The organism is Burkholderia sp. HI2500 (assembly GCF_002223055.1).
In the GTDB taxonomy this organism is placed as follows: domain Bacteria; phylum Pseudomonadota; class Gammaproteobacteria; order Burkholderiales; family Burkholderiaceae; genus Burkholderia.
On the sequence record NZ_NKFL01000004.1, the window covers coordinates 1,685,267 to 1,702,338 of the forward strand.

Annotated in this window: 16 protein-coding genes and 1 other RNA gene; 4 read left to right on the forward strand and 13 right to left on the reverse strand. The window is 66.0% G+C overall.

Annotated features, from left to right (window positions below; translation table 11 throughout):
• Nucleotides 1-53: 53 nt before the first annotated feature.
• The gene (gene rlmN / locus CFB45_RS10515) at nt 54-1,193 is read right to left on the reverse strand and encodes a 23S rRNA (adenine(2503)-C(2))-methyltransferase RlmN (RefSeq protein WP_046545853.1); all 1,140 of its coding nucleotides are present in this window, start codon (nt 1,191-1,193) and stop codon (nt 54-56) included.
• Between the two features lie 55 nt (nt 1,194-1,248).
• A complete protein-coding gene (gene ndk, locus CFB45_RS10520; protein WP_006478674.1) occupies nt 1,249-1,674 on the reverse strand; it encodes a nucleoside-diphosphate kinase in 426 nt (141 codons plus the stop codon).
• A gap of 249 nt (nt 1,675-1,923) precedes the next feature.
• Here ndk and CFB45_RS10525 point away from each other — a divergent pair, with 249 nt between their 5' ends.
• Nucleotides 1,924-2,622 carry a Bax inhibitor-1/YccA family protein gene (locus CFB45_RS10525; RefSeq protein WP_006761414.1) on the forward strand — a complete coding sequence of 233 codons (699 nt, stop codon included), beginning with the start codon at nt 1,924-1,926 and terminating at the stop codon, nt 2,620-2,622.
• 63 nt (nt 2,623-2,685) lie between these two features.
• On the opposite strand, the gene rlmD is transcribed toward CFB45_RS10525, so the two are convergent.
• The gene (rlmD, locus tag CFB45_RS10530) at nt 2,686-4,140 is read right to left on the reverse strand and encodes a 23S rRNA (uracil(1939)-C(5))-methyltransferase RlmD (RefSeq protein ID WP_306427029.1); all 1,455 of its coding nucleotides are present in this window, start codon (nt 4,138-4,140) and stop codon (nt 2,686-2,688) included.
• Between the two features lie 163 nt (nt 4,141-4,303).
• On the opposite strand from rlmD, the gene CFB45_RS10535 reads away from it, so the two are divergent.
• Nucleotides 4,304-5,158 (forward strand): endonuclease/exonuclease/phosphatase family protein, encoded by an 855-nt coding sequence (locus CFB45_RS10535; protein WP_089425560.1) that lies wholly within the window; start codon nt 4,304-4,306, stop codon nt 5,156-5,158.
• Between the two features lie 33 nt (nt 5,159-5,191).
• Here the strand turns inward: CFB45_RS10535 and CFB45_RS10540 are convergent, their stop codons facing one another.
• The 10 genes from CFB45_RS10540 to ffs form a co-directional block, all read right to left on the reverse strand.
• Nucleotides 5,192-5,968 carry a 3'-5' exonuclease gene (locus tag CFB45_RS10540; protein WP_039360281.1) on the reverse strand — a complete coding sequence of 259 codons (777 nt, stop codon included), beginning with the start codon at nt 5,966-5,968 and terminating at the stop codon, nt 5,192-5,194.
• Nucleotides 5,969-5,971: 3 nt separating this feature from the next.
• Nucleotides 5,972-7,060, reverse strand: coding sequence for an RNA polymerase sigma factor RpoS (rpoS, locus tag CFB45_RS10545; RefSeq protein WP_089425561.1), 1,089 nt, complete (start codon nt 7,058-7,060; stop codon nt 5,972-5,974).
• An 11-nt stretch (nt 7,061-7,071) separates the two neighbouring features.
• Nucleotides 7,072-7,959 carry a peptidoglycan DD-metalloendopeptidase family protein gene (locus CFB45_RS10550; RefSeq protein ID WP_069248110.1) on the reverse strand — a complete coding sequence of 296 codons (888 nt, stop codon included), beginning with the start codon at nt 7,957-7,959 and terminating at the stop codon, nt 7,072-7,074.
• A gap of 5 nt (nt 7,960-7,964) precedes the next feature.
• A complete protein-coding gene (locus CFB45_RS10555) occupies nt 7,965-8,897 on the reverse strand; it encodes a protein-L-isoaspartate(D-aspartate) O-methyltransferase (protein WP_089425935.1) in 933 nt (310 codons plus the stop codon).
• Nucleotides 8,894-9,655 carry a 5'/3'-nucleotidase SurE gene (gene surE, locus CFB45_RS10560; protein WP_089425562.1) on the reverse strand — a complete coding sequence of 254 codons (762 nt, stop codon included), beginning with the start codon at nt 9,653-9,655 and terminating at the stop codon, nt 8,894-8,896. Before surE ends, CFB45_RS10555 begins: the two co-directional genes overlap by 4 nt.
• A gap of 222 nt (nt 9,656-9,877) precedes the next feature.
• Complete coding sequence (locus tag CFB45_RS10565) at nt 9,878-11,083, reverse strand: CaiB/BaiF CoA transferase family protein (RefSeq protein ID WP_089425563.1); 1,206 nt, start codon at nt 11,081-11,083, stop codon at nt 9,878-9,880.
• 47 nt (nt 11,084-11,130) lie between these two features.
• A complete protein-coding gene (gene recR, locus CFB45_RS10570; protein ID WP_006478665.1) occupies nt 11,131-11,727 on the reverse strand; it encodes a recombination mediator RecR in 597 nt (198 codons plus the stop codon).
• A 31-nt stretch (nt 11,728-11,758) separates the two neighbouring features.
• Complete coding sequence (locus CFB45_RS10575) at nt 11,759-12,085, reverse strand: YbaB/EbfC family nucleoid-associated protein (protein ID WP_006482124.1); 327 nt, start codon at nt 12,083-12,085, stop codon at nt 11,759-11,761.
• A 92-nt stretch (nt 12,086-12,177) separates the two neighbouring features.
• The gene (locus CFB45_RS10580; RefSeq protein ID WP_089425564.1) at nt 12,178-14,541 is read right to left on the reverse strand and encodes a DNA polymerase III subunit gamma/tau; all 2,364 of its coding nucleotides are present in this window, start codon (nt 14,539-14,541) and stop codon (nt 12,178-12,180) included.
• 128 nt (nt 14,542-14,669) lie between these two features.
• Nucleotides 14,670-14,768: signal recognition particle sRNA small type (gene ffs, locus CFB45_RS10585), an RNA gene on the reverse strand.
• 403 nt (nt 14,769-15,171) lie between these two features.
• Between ffs and trxA the strand changes: the two genes are divergently transcribed.
• Complete coding sequence (gene trxA, locus CFB45_RS10590) at nt 15,172-15,498, forward strand: thioredoxin TrxA (RefSeq protein ID WP_006402348.1); 327 nt, start codon at nt 15,172-15,174, stop codon at nt 15,496-15,498.
• A 193-nt stretch (nt 15,499-15,691) separates the two neighbouring features.
• Nucleotides 15,692-16,954, forward strand: coding sequence for a transcription termination factor Rho (rho, locus tag CFB45_RS10595; protein ID WP_006478662.1), 1,263 nt, complete (start codon nt 15,692-15,694; stop codon nt 16,952-16,954).
• Nucleotides 16,955-17,072: the final 118 nt, after the last annotated feature.

A 17,072-nucleotide genomic window follows, 5' to 3' on the forward strand; every position in this document is an offset into this window, starting at 1 on the left:
ATTCGCGTGTTGTACCGCTTAAAGGCCCTGGCATCCCCGGCCAGGCATCCCTGTCAAATCGCCCGAACTTCGATGATTTTTCCTGCTGCGCCCGTCCGTTCCGCGAGGCGCGTGCGGTCCTTCACTGCGCCGGCCAGCTGGCCGCACGCGGCATCGATGTCGTCGCCGCGCGTCTTGCGCACGGTCGTGACGACACCCGCGTCGATGAGGACCTGTGCAAAGCGCTTGATCTGCTCCGGCTTCGAGCGGATGAGGCCCGATTCCGGAAACGGATTGAACGGGATCAGATTGAACTTGCACGGCACGTCGCGTGTGACGGCCAGCAGTTCGCGTGCATGCGCTTCGGTGTCGTTGACGCCGTCCAGCATGCAGTATTCGAAAGTGATGAAGTCGCGCGGCGCGACTTTCAGATAACGCTGGCAAGCCGCCATCAGCTCGCGCAGCGGATACTTCTTGTTGAGCGGCACCAGCTCGTCGCGCAGCGGATCGTTCGGCGCGTGCAGCGACACGGCCAGCGCGACCGGCAGCTCGGCGCCGAGGCGGTCCATCATCGGCACCACGCCGGACGTCGACAGCGTGACGCGGCGGCGCGACAGGCCGTACGCGTTGTCGTCGAGCATCAGCCGCATCGCCGGCACGACCGCGCTGTAATTCAGCAGCGGCTCGCCCATGCCCATCATCACCACGTTGGTGACGACCCGTTCGGCCTTGCCGTTCGGGCCGGGCGCGCGGCCCAGGGACGCTCGCAACGCAAATTCGGCCATCCGGAGCTGGCCGATGATTTCAGCTGTCGACAGATTGCGGGAAAAGCCCTGCTTGCCCGTCGAACAGAAGCGGCAGTTGACCGCACACCCGGCCTGCGACGACACGCACAGCGTGCCGCGCGTCTCTTCCGGGATGAACACGGTTTCGACCGCATTGCCGTTTCCGACGTCGATCAGCCACTTGCGCGTGCCGTCGGCGGAAACGTGATCGCTGGCGATCTCGGGCATGCCGATCGACGCGCGGCCCTTGAGTTTTTCTCTCAAGGACTTCGCGAGATCGGTCATGCCGTCGAAGTCGCCAGCGTTGTACTGGTGGATCCAGCGCTGCAACTGCTTGGCGCGGAACGGCTTCTCGCCGAGGCTGCCGCAGTACGCGACAAGACCCTCGGCATCGAAGTCGAGAAGATTGACGGAAGTTTCGCTCGTCATGATGTGCTGCCTTGCCGCGTGCGCTGAATCCTGCCTACTTGCTGCCAGCCAGGGCTTAGCGCGAGTAAACGTTCATTTCCGGGAAGAAGAACGCGATTTCGACCGCTGCCGTTTCAGCAGCGTCCGAGCCGTGCACGGCGTTCGCGTCGATGCTGTCGGCGAAGTCGGCGCGGATCGTGCCCTTTTCTGCCTTCTTCGGATCCGTTGCGCCCATCAGGTCGCGGTTCTTCAGGATCGCGCCTTCACCTTCCAGAACCTGGATCATCACCGGGCCCGAGATCATGAAATCGACGAGGTCCTTGAAGAACGGACGCGCTGCGTGAACCGCGTAGAACTTCTCTGCGTCAGCACGCGACAGGTGTGCCATGCGCGATGCGACGATCTTCAGGCCGGCGCCTTCGAAACGGCTGTAGATCTGGCCGATCACGTTCTTTGCCACCGCATCCGGCTTGATGATCGACAGGGTGCGCTCGATTGCCATAAAAACTCCAAAAAATTAAGAAGTTACAGGTTCAAATGAATCCGCTATTGTAGCACGATCCCGTGTATCATTGCGATTGAACCCTTACACACGTGAAAGGTTCCGAATCCATATGTTTTGTGCCGCCTGGCCATTGAAACCTCCCGGCACGGAACGTATCTTAGCCATAGCTGCTCCGGTTTGCTGCGCCGCACACCGCGTGTGCCGAACCGGCCCCGGACGCCCACGCGTTCAATGTTAGGAGAAACCATGAACGACTATCCGTACAATTTCGGCCGCGGCGGTTCCGTCAGCACCGCCGAGGTTCGCAACCGCGTGCTGCGGAACACGTACTGGCTGCTCGCGCTGTCGATGGTGCCGACCGTGCTGGGCGCCTGGGTCGGCGTCGCGACGGGCTTCTCGCTGTTCGCGGCCACGAGCCCGATGATGAGCCTGCTCGCGTTCTTCGCGATCGCGTTCGGCTTCATGTTCGCGATCGAGCGGACCAAAAACAGCGCAGCGGGCGTATTCGTGCTGCTCGGCTTCACGTTCTTCATGGGCCTGATGCTGTCGCGGTTGCTGAGCTTCATCCTCGGCTTCTCGAACGGCCCGTCGTTGATCATGCTCGCGTTCGGCGGCACCGGCATCATCTTCGCCGCGATGGCGACGATCGCCACCGTCAGCAAGCGTGACTTCTCGGGGCTCGGCAAGTGGCTGTTCATGGGCGTGATCGTGATCCTGCTCGCATCGGTCGCGAACATCTTCCTGCAACTCCCCGCGCTGATGCTCACCGTGTCGGTGCTCGCGATCGCGATCTTCTCCGCCTACATGCTGTTCGACGTCCAGCGCGTCGTGAACGGCGGCGAGACGAACTACATCTCGGCCACGCTCGCGATCTACCTCGACCTGTACAACGTGTTCACGAACCTGCTCGCACTGCTCGGCATCTTCGGCGGCAACCGCAACTGACGTTCGCTACACGCCATGAAAAAACCGGCCCGCGGGCCGGTTTTTTTACGTCCGCCGCCTGACTCAGTCGCGCTCGAACAGCGCGATCGATTCGACGTGCGACGTATTCGGGAACATGTTCACGACACCGGCGCCCTTCAGGCGGTAGCCGGCCTCGTGCACGAGCAGGCCTGCGTCGCGCGCCAGCGTCGACGGGTTGCACGACACGTACACGATGCGCTTCGGCAGCGGACCTTCGCCGCTCTGCGCGATCTCGGCCAGCGCCTTCGACACCGCGAGCGCGCCTTCGCGCGGCGGGTCGATCAGGAACTTGTCGAATGCGCCGAGCGCACGCATGTCGTCGCCCGTCACTTCGAACAGGTTCCGGCATGCGAACGTCGTGTGGCCGTCGACACCGTTCTCGCGCGCATTCGCCAGCGCGCGCGTCGTCAGCGTATCGCTGCCTTCGATGCCCATCACCTCGCGCGACAGCCGCGCGAGCGGCAGCGTGAAGTTGCCGATCCCGCAGAACAGGTCGAGCACGCGGTCGTCGCGCGACGGCGCGAGCAGGCGCAGCGCGCGGCCCACCAGCACGCGGTTGATCTGATGGTTGACCTGCGTGAAATCGGTCGGCTTGAACGGCATGCGGATGCCGAATTCCGGCAGCGTGTAGTCGAGCGACACGTCGAGCGGATAGAACGGCGTCACCGTGTCCGGCCCTTTCGGCTGCAGCCAGAACTGCACCTTGTGCTCGTCCGCGAACGCGCGCAGCAGCGCTTCGTCGTCCGCGTTGATCGGCTCCAGCACGCGCAGCACGAGCGCCGTGACTTCCGAACCGACCGCGAGCTCGATCTGCGGCATCCGATCGCGGATCGACAACCCCTCGACCAGCCGGCGCAGCGGCACGAGCATCGCCGACACGTGCGGCGGCAGCACTTCGCAGCTCGTCATGTCGGCGACGTAGCTGCTCTTCTTCTCGTGGAACCCGACCAGCACGCCGCCCTTCTTCGCGACGTTGCGCACGGTCAGGCGGGCGCGGTAGCGATAACCCCACGACGGGCCGTGAATCGGCGCGAACATCGTTTCCGCGCGCAGCTTCGCCAGGTGCCACAGATTGTCTTCGAGCACGCGCTGCTTGACCGCCACCTGCGCACGCATGTCGAGATGCTGCATCGAGCAGCCGCCGCAGGTGCCGAAGAACGCGCATTTCGGCTTCGTGCGCATCACGCTCGGGCGCAGAATGTCGACGACCGTCGCCTGCTCGTAGCTCGGCTTGCGGCGGAAGCTCGAATAGGTCACGCGCTCGCCCGGCAGCGCGCCCTCGACGAAGATGACCTTGCCCGGTTCACCGTCCTCGGTGATCGTGCGGCCGACACCGCGCGCTTCCATGTCGAGCGATTCGATCTCGAGGACCGGGGCGATTCCGGGCGCGACGGGCGCGTTTCTTGATTTGCGCGCAGAAGTGGGGGCGGCTTCGGACACCAGCTTTTCCTGACAAACGTTGAAGAAGGCGAGATTGTAGACGACGCGGGCCCGCATCGCCCGCTTTGCATGCGCCAAGCGCCGATACTTAAGCATAGACGGCCCGGGATGGCGCCGGAACGGCCGGACAGGCGGGCCCGAGAGCGCCAGCGGCCACGTGGACCGCGGCGCCGACTCAGGTACGCCCTGGCTCGAGATCCGCCCGACAGGAGATTCGACCATGCAACTGATCGACTGGAACATCCAATGGGGTCGGGACGCGGACGGCATCGTCGATCTGTCGCGTACCGTCGCGGCGATCCGCGCGCTCGGCGACTTCGACGTGCTGTGCCTGCAGGAAGTCACGCGCGGCTTTGGCGCACTGCCCGGGCGGCCCGGCGCCGACCAGTTCGCCGAACTCGCGGCGCTGCTGCCCGGATATACGATCGTCGACGCGATCGGTGCCGACTTGCCGCCCATTGAAACCGGCGCACCGCGCCGCCAGTTCGGCAACGCAATCGCGACCCGCCTGCCGGTCGGGCGCGTGCTCCGCCAGTTGCTGCCGTGGCCGGCCGACGCCGGCGCGCCGTCGATGCCGCGCGTCGCGCTCGACGTCGAGTTGCAGACGCCCTTCGGGCCACTGCGGGTGGTCACCACGCATCTGGAATATTATTCGGCGCGCCAGCGGCTCGCCCAGGTCGACGCATTGCGCGACCGGCACCGCGAGGCCTGCGCGCATGCGGCACGACCGGCGCCCGCCGAAACCGCCGAGGGGCCGTTCAGCGCAACCGGCCAGCCATGCGATGCGATCGTCTGCGGCGACTTCAACAGCGCGTTCGGCAGTGACGCCTATTGCCGACTCCTGGAGCCGATCCCGGACGCGCCGTGCTTCATCGACACATGGGTCGCGCGACACCCGGGCCGCATGCCACCGCCGACGGCGGGTGTCTACGACACGGTGCAATGGTCGGAGGGGCCGCTCGCGTGCGATTTCGTGTTCGTGACCGATACGCTGCTGCCGCGCGTTACGCGCTGTGAAATCGACGGCGACGTGCGCGCGTCCGATCACCAGCCGGTGCTGCTCGACCTGGCATGATCGCGCCGCCGGCCGCAGCGCACCTCGCCCGCGCTATGCGTCGAAACCGGCCAGGTATTCGGCCCAGTGCGACGCGGGCTCCTGTGCAAGCGAGTTCTTCACGAGCAGGATCTCGTCCGCATACTCGCTCGGCGTCAGGCCGCCGCGCATCAACTGGAACCGGCAGTACAGCAGGTAGGTATTGACGACGTCGGTTTCGCAATAGTTGCGGATTTCCTCGATCCGCCCGGCCTGGAACGCCGGCCACACCTGGCTGCCGTCCATGCCGAGCTTGCCCGGAAAGCCGCACATCTTCGCGAGCGCGTCGAGCGGCGCATTCGCGCGCGCCTGATACATCGCGAGCACATCCATCAGGTCGGTGTGCCGCGAGTGGTAGCGCGAGATGTAGTTGTTCCACTTGAAATCGCGATCGTCCTCGCCGAGATCCCAGTAGCGGCTCGCGGGGATGCCGTGCACGAGCGCGCGGTAATGGAGCACCGGCAGATCGAAACCGCCGCCGTTCCACGACACGAGCTGCGGCGTGTATTTCTCGATCACGCGGTAGAACGACTGGATCAGCGTCGCTTCGTTGTCCTGCGGCGTGCCGAGCGAGCGCACACGAAAACCGTTGTTGTCGCGGAACACGCATGAAATCGCCGCGATGCGCTGCAGGTGGTGCGGCAGGAAATCGCCGCCGGTCTTCTCGCGGCGGGCCGCGAATGCATGCTCGGCCACCGCGGCATCGTCGAGTGTCGCGGGCAGGTCTTCCAGACGGCGAATGCCGTCGACATCGGGAATCGTCTCGATGTCAAAAACAAGAATCGGAGTCATCAGTTACAGAACGGCGTCCTTGCGCACGCCGTTGGAGGCGAAAAACCGCTTGAGGCGCACCAGCGCTTCCTGCTGGATCTGGCGCACGCGCTCACGCGTGAGCCCCATTTCGTCGGCCAGCTCCTCGAGCGTTGCCGGTTCGATGTGGTTCAGGCCGAAGCGGCGCTCGATCACATGCCGATGCTTGTCGGACAGCCGCGACAGCCACGCGCGCGTCAGCGTCTCGAGCTCGCGGTGCTGAACCTCCGCGTCGGGCGACTGGCTCTGGTCGTCGGGCAGCAGGTCGAGCAGGCTGCTCGCGGGATCGAGGTCGAGCGGCGCGTCGAGCGACGCCGTGTGCTCGTTGAGCGCAAGGATGTCGGTGACTTCCTCGGCGGTCTTGCCGGTGAGATAGGCGATGTCGTCGATGCTGGCTTCGCGGCGCTCAGCCGCTTCACCCGTCGACATCGAGTTCTTTTCGAGGTGGCGCTTCGCGCGCAGCACCTGGTTCAGTTCGCGGATCACGTGCACCGGCAGGCGCACCGTGCGGGCCTGGTTCATGATCGCGCGCTCGATGCTCTGCCGGATCCACCACGTCGCGTAGGTCGAGAAACGGAAGCCGCGCGTCGGGTCGAATTTCTCGATGGCATGCATCAGGCCGAGGTTGCCTTCCTCGATCAGGTCGAGCAGCGGCACGCCACGGTTCAGATACCCCTTCGCGATGCTGACGACGAGACGCAGGTTGCGCTCGATCATCACCTGCCGCGCCTCGAATTCGCCGGCCTTGGCCAGACGCGAATAGCGCTGCTCCTCCTCGACGGTGAGCAACGGCTTCACGCTGATGCGGTTCAGGTAATGCTGGATCGTGTCGGCCGTGAGCTCGGCCTGCAGCATCGTGCGGAAATCGTCGACATCGGGCGCCGCCTCGGCACGGCCTTCGCGCTCGTCGTCGCCACCGTCCGCGTCGGCGTCGCGTGCCTCGAGGTCACGCTCGTTGTCCGCGACGTCGTCTTCGTCGTCCGTCGAAGCACCAGCTCGCCCCACCGATGCTTGCGTGGCTCGACTGATTTTCTCAGACTCGGCTTGCGGCTCGTGGCGCTTCGATTTCGGCATGGTCGTCTCGGTTATTGAGGCGGCAAATACTTCAGCGGATCGACAGGTTTACCCTGCCGGCGAACCTCGAAATGCAGCATCACGCGGTCGGAATCGCTGTTCCCCATCTCGGCGATCTTCTGCCCCTTCGTTACCGCGTCCCCCTCTTTTACCATCAAAGCGCGATTGTGTGCATACGCCGTGAGGTAAGTTGCATCGTGCTTGATGATAATGAGGTTGCCGTAGCCACGCAGGCCATTGCCCGAGTAGACGACGCGACCGTCGGCCGCCGCCTTCACGGTCTCGCCGGCCGACCCGCCGATATTGACGCCCTTGTTCTTCGCGTCGTCGAAACCGTTCAGCACGGGACCGCGCGCGGGCCATGCGAACGTCACGGGGCCGCTCGGCGCGGCAGCCGTATCGCTCGATGCGGCTGCTGCGGCCGGCGGCGTCGCGACCGACGACGACGTGCCGGCGGCCGGCGTTGCCGGGCCGCTGCTGAGCGGCGCGGTCGCAACGGCGGCGCCCGCGATCGGTGCGGCGACCTGCGTGCCCGCAACGGCGGCACCGGCCTGCGGCGAAACGCGCAGCAGCTGGTCGACTTCAATCTGATTCGGGTTCGCCAGGTTGTTCCACGCGGCGATGTCGCGATAGTTCTGCCCGTTTTCGAGTGCGATCCGGTACAGCGTGTCGCCCGGCTTCACCCGGTAGTAACCCGGCGGCGCCGGCGGAAGCGGCGCCGCGGGCTGCGCGGTGCCGGTCGTGCCGAGCGAACCGGAGCGATCGACGACGGGCGCGTTGTCGAGCCGCGTCGCACAGGCGGCCAGAAGCGTGGAGAACGCAGCTACGCAGATCGCCCGCTGGGCGAGCGTGAGCGGTTCCCTGGAACGGTTGTTTTGCATCGCGCGCAACATACTCATCGGTTTCAAATTACTCCGGATTTTAAAGGGACAAAGAAAACGCGATCAAGCCGTGACTCTCGCCATTGCGCATGCGCGACGCGCTCGACGAGCGTGAGCACCTGGTGCTGCCCGCTTTGCGCGCCGACGGGCGCGACGAGCCGCCCGCCGATCGCGAGCTGCTCGAGCAGCGCCTGCGGCACGTCGAGCCCCGCCGCCGCGATCACGATCGCGTCGAACGGGGCCGCGGACGGCAGGCCGACACGCCCGTCGCCGTAGTGCAGACGGATGTTCGGCACGCGCAGCGGCCGCAGGTTCAGCTTCGCGCGCTCGTAGAGCGGCTTGATGCGTTCAATCGAATACACGTCGCGTGCCACGTGGCTCAGCACGGCGGCCTGATAGCCGCAGCCCGTGCCGATCTCGAGGACGCGCTCGAGCGTGCGGCCGGCCATCGCAAGCTCGATCATGCGCGCGACGACCGACGGCTTTGAAATGGTCTGCTGGTGGCCGATCGGCAACGCCGAATCCTCGTAGGCCTGCGTTGCGAGGCCCGGATCCACGAACATGTGTCGCGGCACCGCGGCCATCGCTTCCAGCACACGCGCGTCGGTCACACCGTTCGCGCGCAGCCGTTCGACCATCCGTTCGCGCACACGTTCCGACGTGAGCGCGAACGCGCCGGCCGGCGCGACGCTCGGTGCGGCCGGCTTCGGCATCGCGGGCTTCAGTGCGGTCGGCTTCGGTGCGGTCGCCGGCTTCGCGGCGGCGGAGCCGGGCAACGCCGATCGCGTCGCAGCAGGCTTCACCGCAACCGGTTTCAGCACGGCCGCAGGCTTGTCGGCGGCCTTCGATACCGCAACCGCCGCATGGCGTTCGCCGGCCCGACCGTCCGACTTGCGTGGCGCTCGCTTGAGATCTTCGAGCGCGAGCGGGAACCGCTTCGCGCGCTCGCCGCTCATGAAGCCCGCCCTCCGGCGCGCGCCCATTCGCGCGTCGCGGGCAGCATCTGCGTGTGCGTGAGGTCCAGCTGCAGCGGCGTGATCGACACGAAACCGTTTGCCACTGCGTGAAAATCGGTGCCGTCGCTGGCGTCCAGCGCTTCGCCCGCCGCGCCGATCCAGTAGATCGGTTCGCCGCGCGGGTCGGTCTGGCGGATCACCGGCTGCGACGGATGACGCTTGCCGAGGCGCGTGACCTTCCAGCCTTTCAGTTCGTCGTACGGCAGGTTCGGAATATTGACGTTGAGCAGCGGCTGGCCCGGCAGCGGATGCGCGAGAGAGTGCTCGACGATTTCCGCGGCGACGCGCGCGGCGTCCGCCAGATGGGCCCAGCCCTTGTCGACCAGCGAGAATGCGATGGCCGGCACGCCGAACATGATGCCTTCGGTGGCGGCCGCAACTGTCCCCGAATAGAGCGTGTCTTCGCCCATGTTCTGGCCGTTGTTGATCCCGGAAACGACGAGGTCCGGCCTGGCGTCGGCCATCCCCGTCAACGCGACGTGTACCGAATCGGTCGGCGTGCCGTTCACGTAGAAGAAACCCGTACTCGCCGCGCGCTGCACCGACAGCGGCCGCGACAACGTGAGGGAATTCGACGCGCCGCTGCAGTTCTGCTCGGGCGCGATCACCGTGAGCTCGGCCAGCGGCTGCAGCGCGTCGCTGAGCGCGGCGAGACCGGGGGCGAGATAGCCGTCGTCGTTGCTGAGTAGGATTCGCATCCGGCGATTGTAACCGAGGAAAGATGGCGCGAGAGCGACAGTCCGGCGACTGCGGATGGACGGCTGCGGGCACCCGGACACGCTGCGTCGCTGCGTTGCGGCGCGGCGTTCCCCGTGCTCAGGAAAACGCCGCGCCGCCCCGGGTTTTCCCCCGCTAACGGGTCGCCGTTGGGGAATGCCCAGTTCCGGGAGCCCGGCGCGAAGCGACAGGCCCGAGGATGCTCAAATCGCGCCCGCTTCGCGCAGTGCGGCAATCGCCGGCGCGTCGTAGCCGAGGCCGCGCAGCACCTCGTCCGTATGCTCGCCGAGTTCGGGCCCGAGCCAGCGCGTTTCGCCCGGCGTGTCGGACAGCTTCGGCGTGATGTTCGGCAGCGGGATGTCGGTGCCGTCGGCCAGCTTGAAGCGCTGGATCATCTGCCGCGCGACGAACTGCGGATCGGTAAACATGTCGGCGGCGCTGTAGATGCGCCCGGCCGGCACGTCGGCCGCATTGAGCACGACGAGTGCTTCTTCGATCGTGCGCGGCGCAAGCCACGCGGCAATCGCGTCGTCGATTTCCTGTGTGCGCGGCACGCGCCCGTCGTTTTGCGCGAGCGCGGGATCGTCGGCGAGGTCGTCGCGCTCGATCGCCTTCATCAACCGCTTGAAGATCGGGTCGCTGTTGCCGCCGATCACGATGCTGCCGTCGCGGCACGCATACGTATTCGACGGCACGATGCCCGGCAGCGACGCGCCGGTGCGCTCGCGCACCATCCCGTACACGCCGTATTCGGGCACCACGCTTTCCATCATGTTGAAGACGGCTTCATACAGTGCAACGTCGACCACCTGCCCCGCACCGCCGTTGACCTTGCGGTGATGCAGCGCCATCAGTGCGCCGATCACGCCGTGCAGCGCGGCGATCGAATCGCCGATCGAGATGCCGATGCGCGGCGGCGGCAGCTCGGGATAGCCGGTGATGTGACGCAGCCCACCCATCGATTCGGCAATCGCGCCGAAGCCGGGCCGGTCGCGGTACGGGCCGGTCTGCCCGTAACCGGACAGGCGCACCATCACGAGGCCCGGGTTCTCGGCCGACAGCACGTCGTAGCCGAGCCCGAGCTTTTCGAGCAGGCCCGGGCGGAAATTCTCGATCACGATGTCGGCTTCGCGCGCGAGTTGCCGCGCGATCGCCTTGCCGGCGTCGGCCTTCAGGTTGAGCGTGACCGATTTCTTGTTGCGCGCCTGGACGGACCACCACAGCGACGTGCCGCCCTGCTCCGGATGGAGCTTGCGCCACTTGCGCAGCGGGTCGCCACCGTTCGGATCCTCGATCTTGATCACTTCCGCGCCGAATTCGGCGAACAGCCGCGACGCGAACGGCCCCGCGATCAGCGTTCCGAATTCGAGCACTTTGACGCCCGCGAGCGGGCCCTGGCTGGTGCTCATGTGTCTCCCTGGCATGAGGAACGGCGCCGCCGCCGGCGGCGCCCGGCTTACATCGTGCGGCGGTCGAGCATCGCGCGGGCGATGGTGCCCGCGTCGACGTACTCGAGTTCGCCGCCCACCGGCACGCCGCGCGCGAGGCGCGTGACCGCGAGCCCGCGCGCCTTCAGCGTCTGGCCGAGGTAGTGCGCGGTGGCTTCGCCTTCGTTCGTGAAGTTGGTCGCGAGCACGACTTCCTTGACAACACCATCGGACGCGCGCCGCACGAGGCGGTCGAAATGGATTTCCTTCGGGCCGATCCCGTCGAGCGGGCTCAGCCGGCCCATCAGCACGAAATACAACCCGCGGTAAGTCATCGTCTGCTCGAGCATGATCTGGTCGGCAGGCGTCTCGACGACGCACAGCAGCGTCGGATCACGCTCTTCGTCGCTGCAGACCTCACAGATCTGCGCTTCGGTGAACGTGTTGCACTTCTCGCAGTGCTGAAGGTGCTCGGTCGCGAACAACAGCGACCGGCCGAGCCGCTCCGCGCCCTCCCGATCGTGCTGCATCAGGTGGACCGCCATGCGCTGGGCGGATTTCGGCCCGACGCCGGGCAGCACGCGCAACGCTTCGACGAGCGCGGACAGGGCGGACGGCTGTTTCATACGGCAGCAAAAAATGACACGGACGCTACGCTCAGAACGGCAGCTTGAAGCCCGGGGGCAACGGCAGGCCCGACGTCATGCCGCTCATCTTTTCCTGCGACGTCGCTTCGGCCTTGCGCACGGCGTCGTTGAACGCGGCCGCGACGAGATCCTCGAGCATGTCCTTGTCGTCCGCGAGCAGGCTCGGGTCGATCGACACGCGACGCACTTCGTTGCGGCACGTCATCGTCACCTTGACGAGACCGGCGCCCGACTGCCCTTCGACTTCGATCAGCGCAAGCTGCTCCTGCATCTTCTTCATGTTTTCCTGCATTTGCTGCGCTTGCTTCATCAGTCCGGCGAGGTTGCCTTTCAACATGGGAATACTCCTTCTTGATCGTGTGAAAACCGGCACGCGGCGCGTGCCGGCCAATGTGTGGGCGTGATTGTGCCTGTCGCGGGGCGCTCAGTTCAATGCAGCGTCGGCGGCGGCCCGTCCGGCGCCGCGTCGGCGAGCGGGCGCACCGAACCCTCGACGATACGCGCACCGAAATCGCGCACGAGCTGCTGCACGAACGGATCGCCGTGAATCTCCTGCTCGGCCTCGCGCTGGCGCGCCGCGCGCGCGGCCGCATCGAGCGCCGCCGCCGTACGCCGTGCGGGCCCGACTTCGACGGCCACCTCGACCTGCTTGCCGAGCGCATCGGCCAGCGCGGCCTTCAGCTTCGCCACCTGCGCGGCGTCCGCATATTGCGGCACCGGCACGGAAAGTTTCAACGTCGTCGCGTCGACGGCCGTCAGTTCGCTGTTGAACGCGAGCTGGTACGCGACGCCCTTGAGCGGCAGCCGCGCGGCCAGTGCCGGCCATTCGCCGTCGAAACCGACCGGATCGAGTGCAATCGCGGGCGGCAACGGACGCGTGTCGACCGGTGCGGACGGACGGGTTTCCGCCGGCCGAGGCGTGACGCGCACGTCGTCGGGGCCGCTGTCGAACACCGGCACGAAGCCATCGTCGGACGGGCCACCGAACATTTCGTCGGCGCTGAGGGGCACGTAGTCGTCGGGCGGGATGTCCTCCCACGGCGGCGACGCCTGGCGCGAATCGGCCGCCTGCGGCGCACGGGCCGCAGCGCGCGGCGTCGGCACCTGGACGGCAGCGGGACGCGGCGCAGCCGGCTTCTCGGCGGCCGGCTGGGCTGCCGGTTTCACGGCGGCGGCGCCTGCACGCCCGCGGTCGGACGACACGCGCATCCCCGCATTGCGCAACACGTCGAGCGCGGCGGCGGCGCCTCCGGAACGCGCCGCCGGACGCGCGGCGGGCTCGGGCGGCGCAGCACGCGGCATCGGTTCGGCCGGCGCAGCCGGCTCGTCACTTCGCTGCGCAACGGCAGCAGGCGGCTCGGGTTCCTTGCGGACAGGCGTCGGGTGATCGCCGGCCGGCTCCGCTTGCGGTGCTGCAGCCGTCTGCGGCTGCGGCGTTTCGATGACTGGCGCGTCAACCGGGGCCGGCGCGGCTGCTTCGACGGCAGCCGGTTTCACGGCCGGCCGGTCTGTTTCGTCGCCGGACTGCACCGGCGCTGCACGCACAACCGGTGCCGCGGGCGCTGCCGGGGCAATAGCCTGCGGCCGCATTGCTTCGGCAGGTGCAGCCAATACCGGCTTCGCCGCAGCGGCCGATGCCGCCGCCACGCGCGGGCCCGGCACCGCACGCGGCGCGGACGGCTGGCCCACCGGCGCACTGCCGGCGGCAACCGCCGGCTCGAACGCAAGCATCCGCAGCAGCGTCATCGTGAAACCGGCGTACTCGTCCGGCGCCAGGCCGAGCTCGGCGCGACCGACCGTCGCGATCTGATAAAACAACTGGACCTGCTCGGGGCTCAGCGTCTCGGCGAAGCGGCGCAGGTCGCCCGCTTCGGGCCATTCGTCGAGCACCGAGCCCGGCGCGAACTGCGCCCACGCGATGCGATGCAGCAGGCTCGCGAGATCCTGCAGCGCGGTCGAGAACGACAGGCTGCGCAGCGACATCTCGTCGGCAATCGCGAGGATTTCCGGGCCGCCGCCCGCGGCGAGCGCGTCGAGCAGGCGCACCATGTAAGTCTGGTCGAGTGCGCCGAGCATGCCGGACACGGCCGACTCGGTCACCTCGTTGGCCGAATAGGCGATCGCCTGGTCGGTGAGGGACAGCGCGTCGCGCATGCTGCCCTGTGCGGCGCGCGCGAGCAGGCGCAGCGCCTGCGGCTCGAACGTGATCTGCTCTTCGCCGAGGATCCGTTCGAGATGCGACACGATGTGCCCGGCCGGCATCTGCTTCAGGTTGAACTGCAGGCAGCGCGACAGCACGGTGACGGGGATTTTCTGCGGATCGGTGGTCGCGAGGATGAACTTGACGTGCGGCGGCGGCTCTTCGAGCGTCTTCAGCATCGCGTTGAACGCGTGATTCGTCAGCATGTGCACTTCGTCGATCATGTAGACCTTGAAGCGCGCATCGACGGGCGCGTACACCGCGCGCTCGAGCAGCGCGGCCATTTCGTCGACGCCGCGGTTGCTTGCGGCATCCATCTCGACGTAATCGACGAAACGCCCTTCGTCGATCTCGCGACAGGCGCGACACACGCCGCACGGCTGCGACGTGACGCCGGTTTCACAATTGAGTGCCTTGGCGAAGATCCGCGACAGCGTCGTCTTGCCGACACCGCGGGTTCCGGTAAACAGATAGGCGTGATGGAGACGCCCGCCGTCGAGCGCGTGCGTGAGCGCCCTGACGACGTGCTCCTGGCCGACGAGCGAAGCGAAATCCTTCGGACGCCACTTGCGTGCGAGAACTTGATAGGTCATCAGGAGATTGTATCAGTAACGCTGCGTCGCGCCGACACGCGAAACGGTGCGGAAGACAGGCAAACGCGCAGGTAAAACGGAGTGGGATGCAGAAATAAAAAACGCCCGGCGAACGGGGCGAGATGGAAGGTGACGAGCCCAACCCTCGGCACTGGCGGAAAACGATTGTGGCTGCTTCGTTCCCGACCTGACCAGGTTCACCGCCCCACCATGCGAGGAGGCCCGTCACGGCATATTCTATCACCGCTTCCGGATGAATGCGACCGTTTGTTCGCACCAATGCGAATATGACCCGACAAACCGACGCGCATCGGGCCACGAAGCCCACCCGACGGGAATGGCCCGCGCGTCCACCCCTTGTAATTTGCGAGCCGGCCTCCACCTGCTGGACACAACGGTCGAACGTCGCGTCGTACCCCTACTCGCGTAGCGGCTACTATCGCCGCCCGCAGCAGATAGCAATTTAGGCTAATATGACGCCCGAACGACCCGCGAGCCGCGGCATGCAGCGCTTACACGCCTCCTTTCCGGAGAGTGGAGTGACCTGCCGCAGCGGCCGGCCGCCCACGGCAGCCGGTACGCCGCAACGCGCAAGCAGGCAGTCCCCGAACCGTAAGAGGTATTGACCCAATGAGCGAACAGATCAAACACATCAGCGACGCATCGTTCGAACAGGACGTCGTCAAATCCGACAAGCCCGTGCTCGTCGATTTCTGGGCCGAATGGTGCGGCCCGTGCAAAATGATCGCCCCGATCCTCGACGAAGTCGCGAAGGACTACGGCGACAAGCTGCAGATCGCGAAGATCAACGTCGACGACAACCAGGCAACGCCCGCGAAATTCGGCGTGCGCGGCATCCCGACGCTGATCCTGTTCAAGAACGGCGCGGCCGCCGCGCAGAAGGTCGGCGCGCTGTCGAAGTCGCAGCTCACCGCATTCCTGGACAGCCACCTGTAATACAGGCAGTTCCGCGGACGTGTTGTCAGCCGGCAACACGTCCGTCGACAAGCCGCCGATCGCTCGCTCAAGCGCGAATCGGCCTATGCTAGAATTAAAAAACGTCTACAAGACGCATTTAAGTCTCTGAGCGCTTCCGCTCGCCCTCCTCCCTTTATTTCTTTCGTCGTCTCCTCCCTGGCGGGTTCTCCGTATGCATTTATCCGAGCTCAAGTCTCTGCACGTCTCCGAACTGATCGAAATGGCCAATGGCCTGGAGATCGAAAACGCGAACCGCCTGCGCAAGCAGGAGTTGATGTTTGCCATTCTTAAAAAGCGCGCCAAGACGGGAGAGACGATCTTCGGCGACGGTACGCTCGAAGTGCTGCCGGACGGCTTCGGCTTCCTGCGCTCGCCGGAAATGTCGTACCTCGCGAGCACCGACGACATCTACATCAGCCCGTCGCAGATCCGCCGCTTCAACCTGCACACCGGCGACACCATCGAAGGTGAAGTCCGCACGCCGAAGGACGGCGAGCGCTACTTCGCGCTGGTGAAGGTCGACAAAGTCAACGGGCAGCCGCCCGAGGCCTCGAAACACAAGATCATGTTCGAGAACCTCACGCCGCTGCACCCGAACAAGCCGCTGTCGCTCGAACGCGAAATGCGCGGCGAGGAAAACGTCACGGGCCGCATCATCGACATGATCGCGCCGATCGGCAAGGGCCAGCGCGGCCTGCTCGTCGCGTCGCCGAAGTCGGGCAAGACCGTGATGCTCCAGCACATCGCACACGCGATCAAGCAGAACCACCCGGACGTGATCCTGTTCGTGCTGCTGATCGACGAGCGCCCTGAAGAAGTGACCGAAATGCAGCGCTCGGTCGCCGGCGAAGTGATCGCATCGACGTTCGACGAACCGGCCACGCGCCACGTCCAGGTCGCCGAAATGGTGATCGAGAAGGCCAAGCGCCTCGTCGAAATGAAGCACGACGTCGTGATTCTGCTCGACTCGATCACGCGTCTCGCACGCGCGTACAACACCGTGATCCCGGCATCGGGCAAGGTGCTGACGGGTGGTGTCGACGCGAACGCACTGCAGCGTCCGAAGCGCTTCTTCGGCGCGGCGCGCAACATCGAGGAAGGCGGTTCGCTGACGATCATCGGCACCGCACTGATCGAAACCGGCAGCCGCATGGACGACGTGATCTACGAAGAGTTCAAGGGCACCGGCAACATGGAAGTGCACCTCGAGCGCCGTCTCGCGGAAAAGCGCGTGTATCCGTCGATCAACCTGAACAAGTCGGGCACGCGTCGCGAAGAAATGCTGATCAAGCCCGAGATCCTTCAGAAGATCTGGGTGCTGCGCAAGTTCATCCACGACATGGACGAAGTCGAAGCGATGGAATTCCTGCTCGACAAGATCCGCCAGACGAAGAGCAACTCCGAGTTCTTCGACCTGATGCGCCGCGGCGGCTGATTACCGTCACCCCGCACTCCAAAAACGGCCGCCCGCGCATCCTGCCCGGCGGCCGTTTTTCGGTGCCAACCTGAACGTGAACGTACAGGTTGATCTATAATCGCGTCATCGTCCGAAC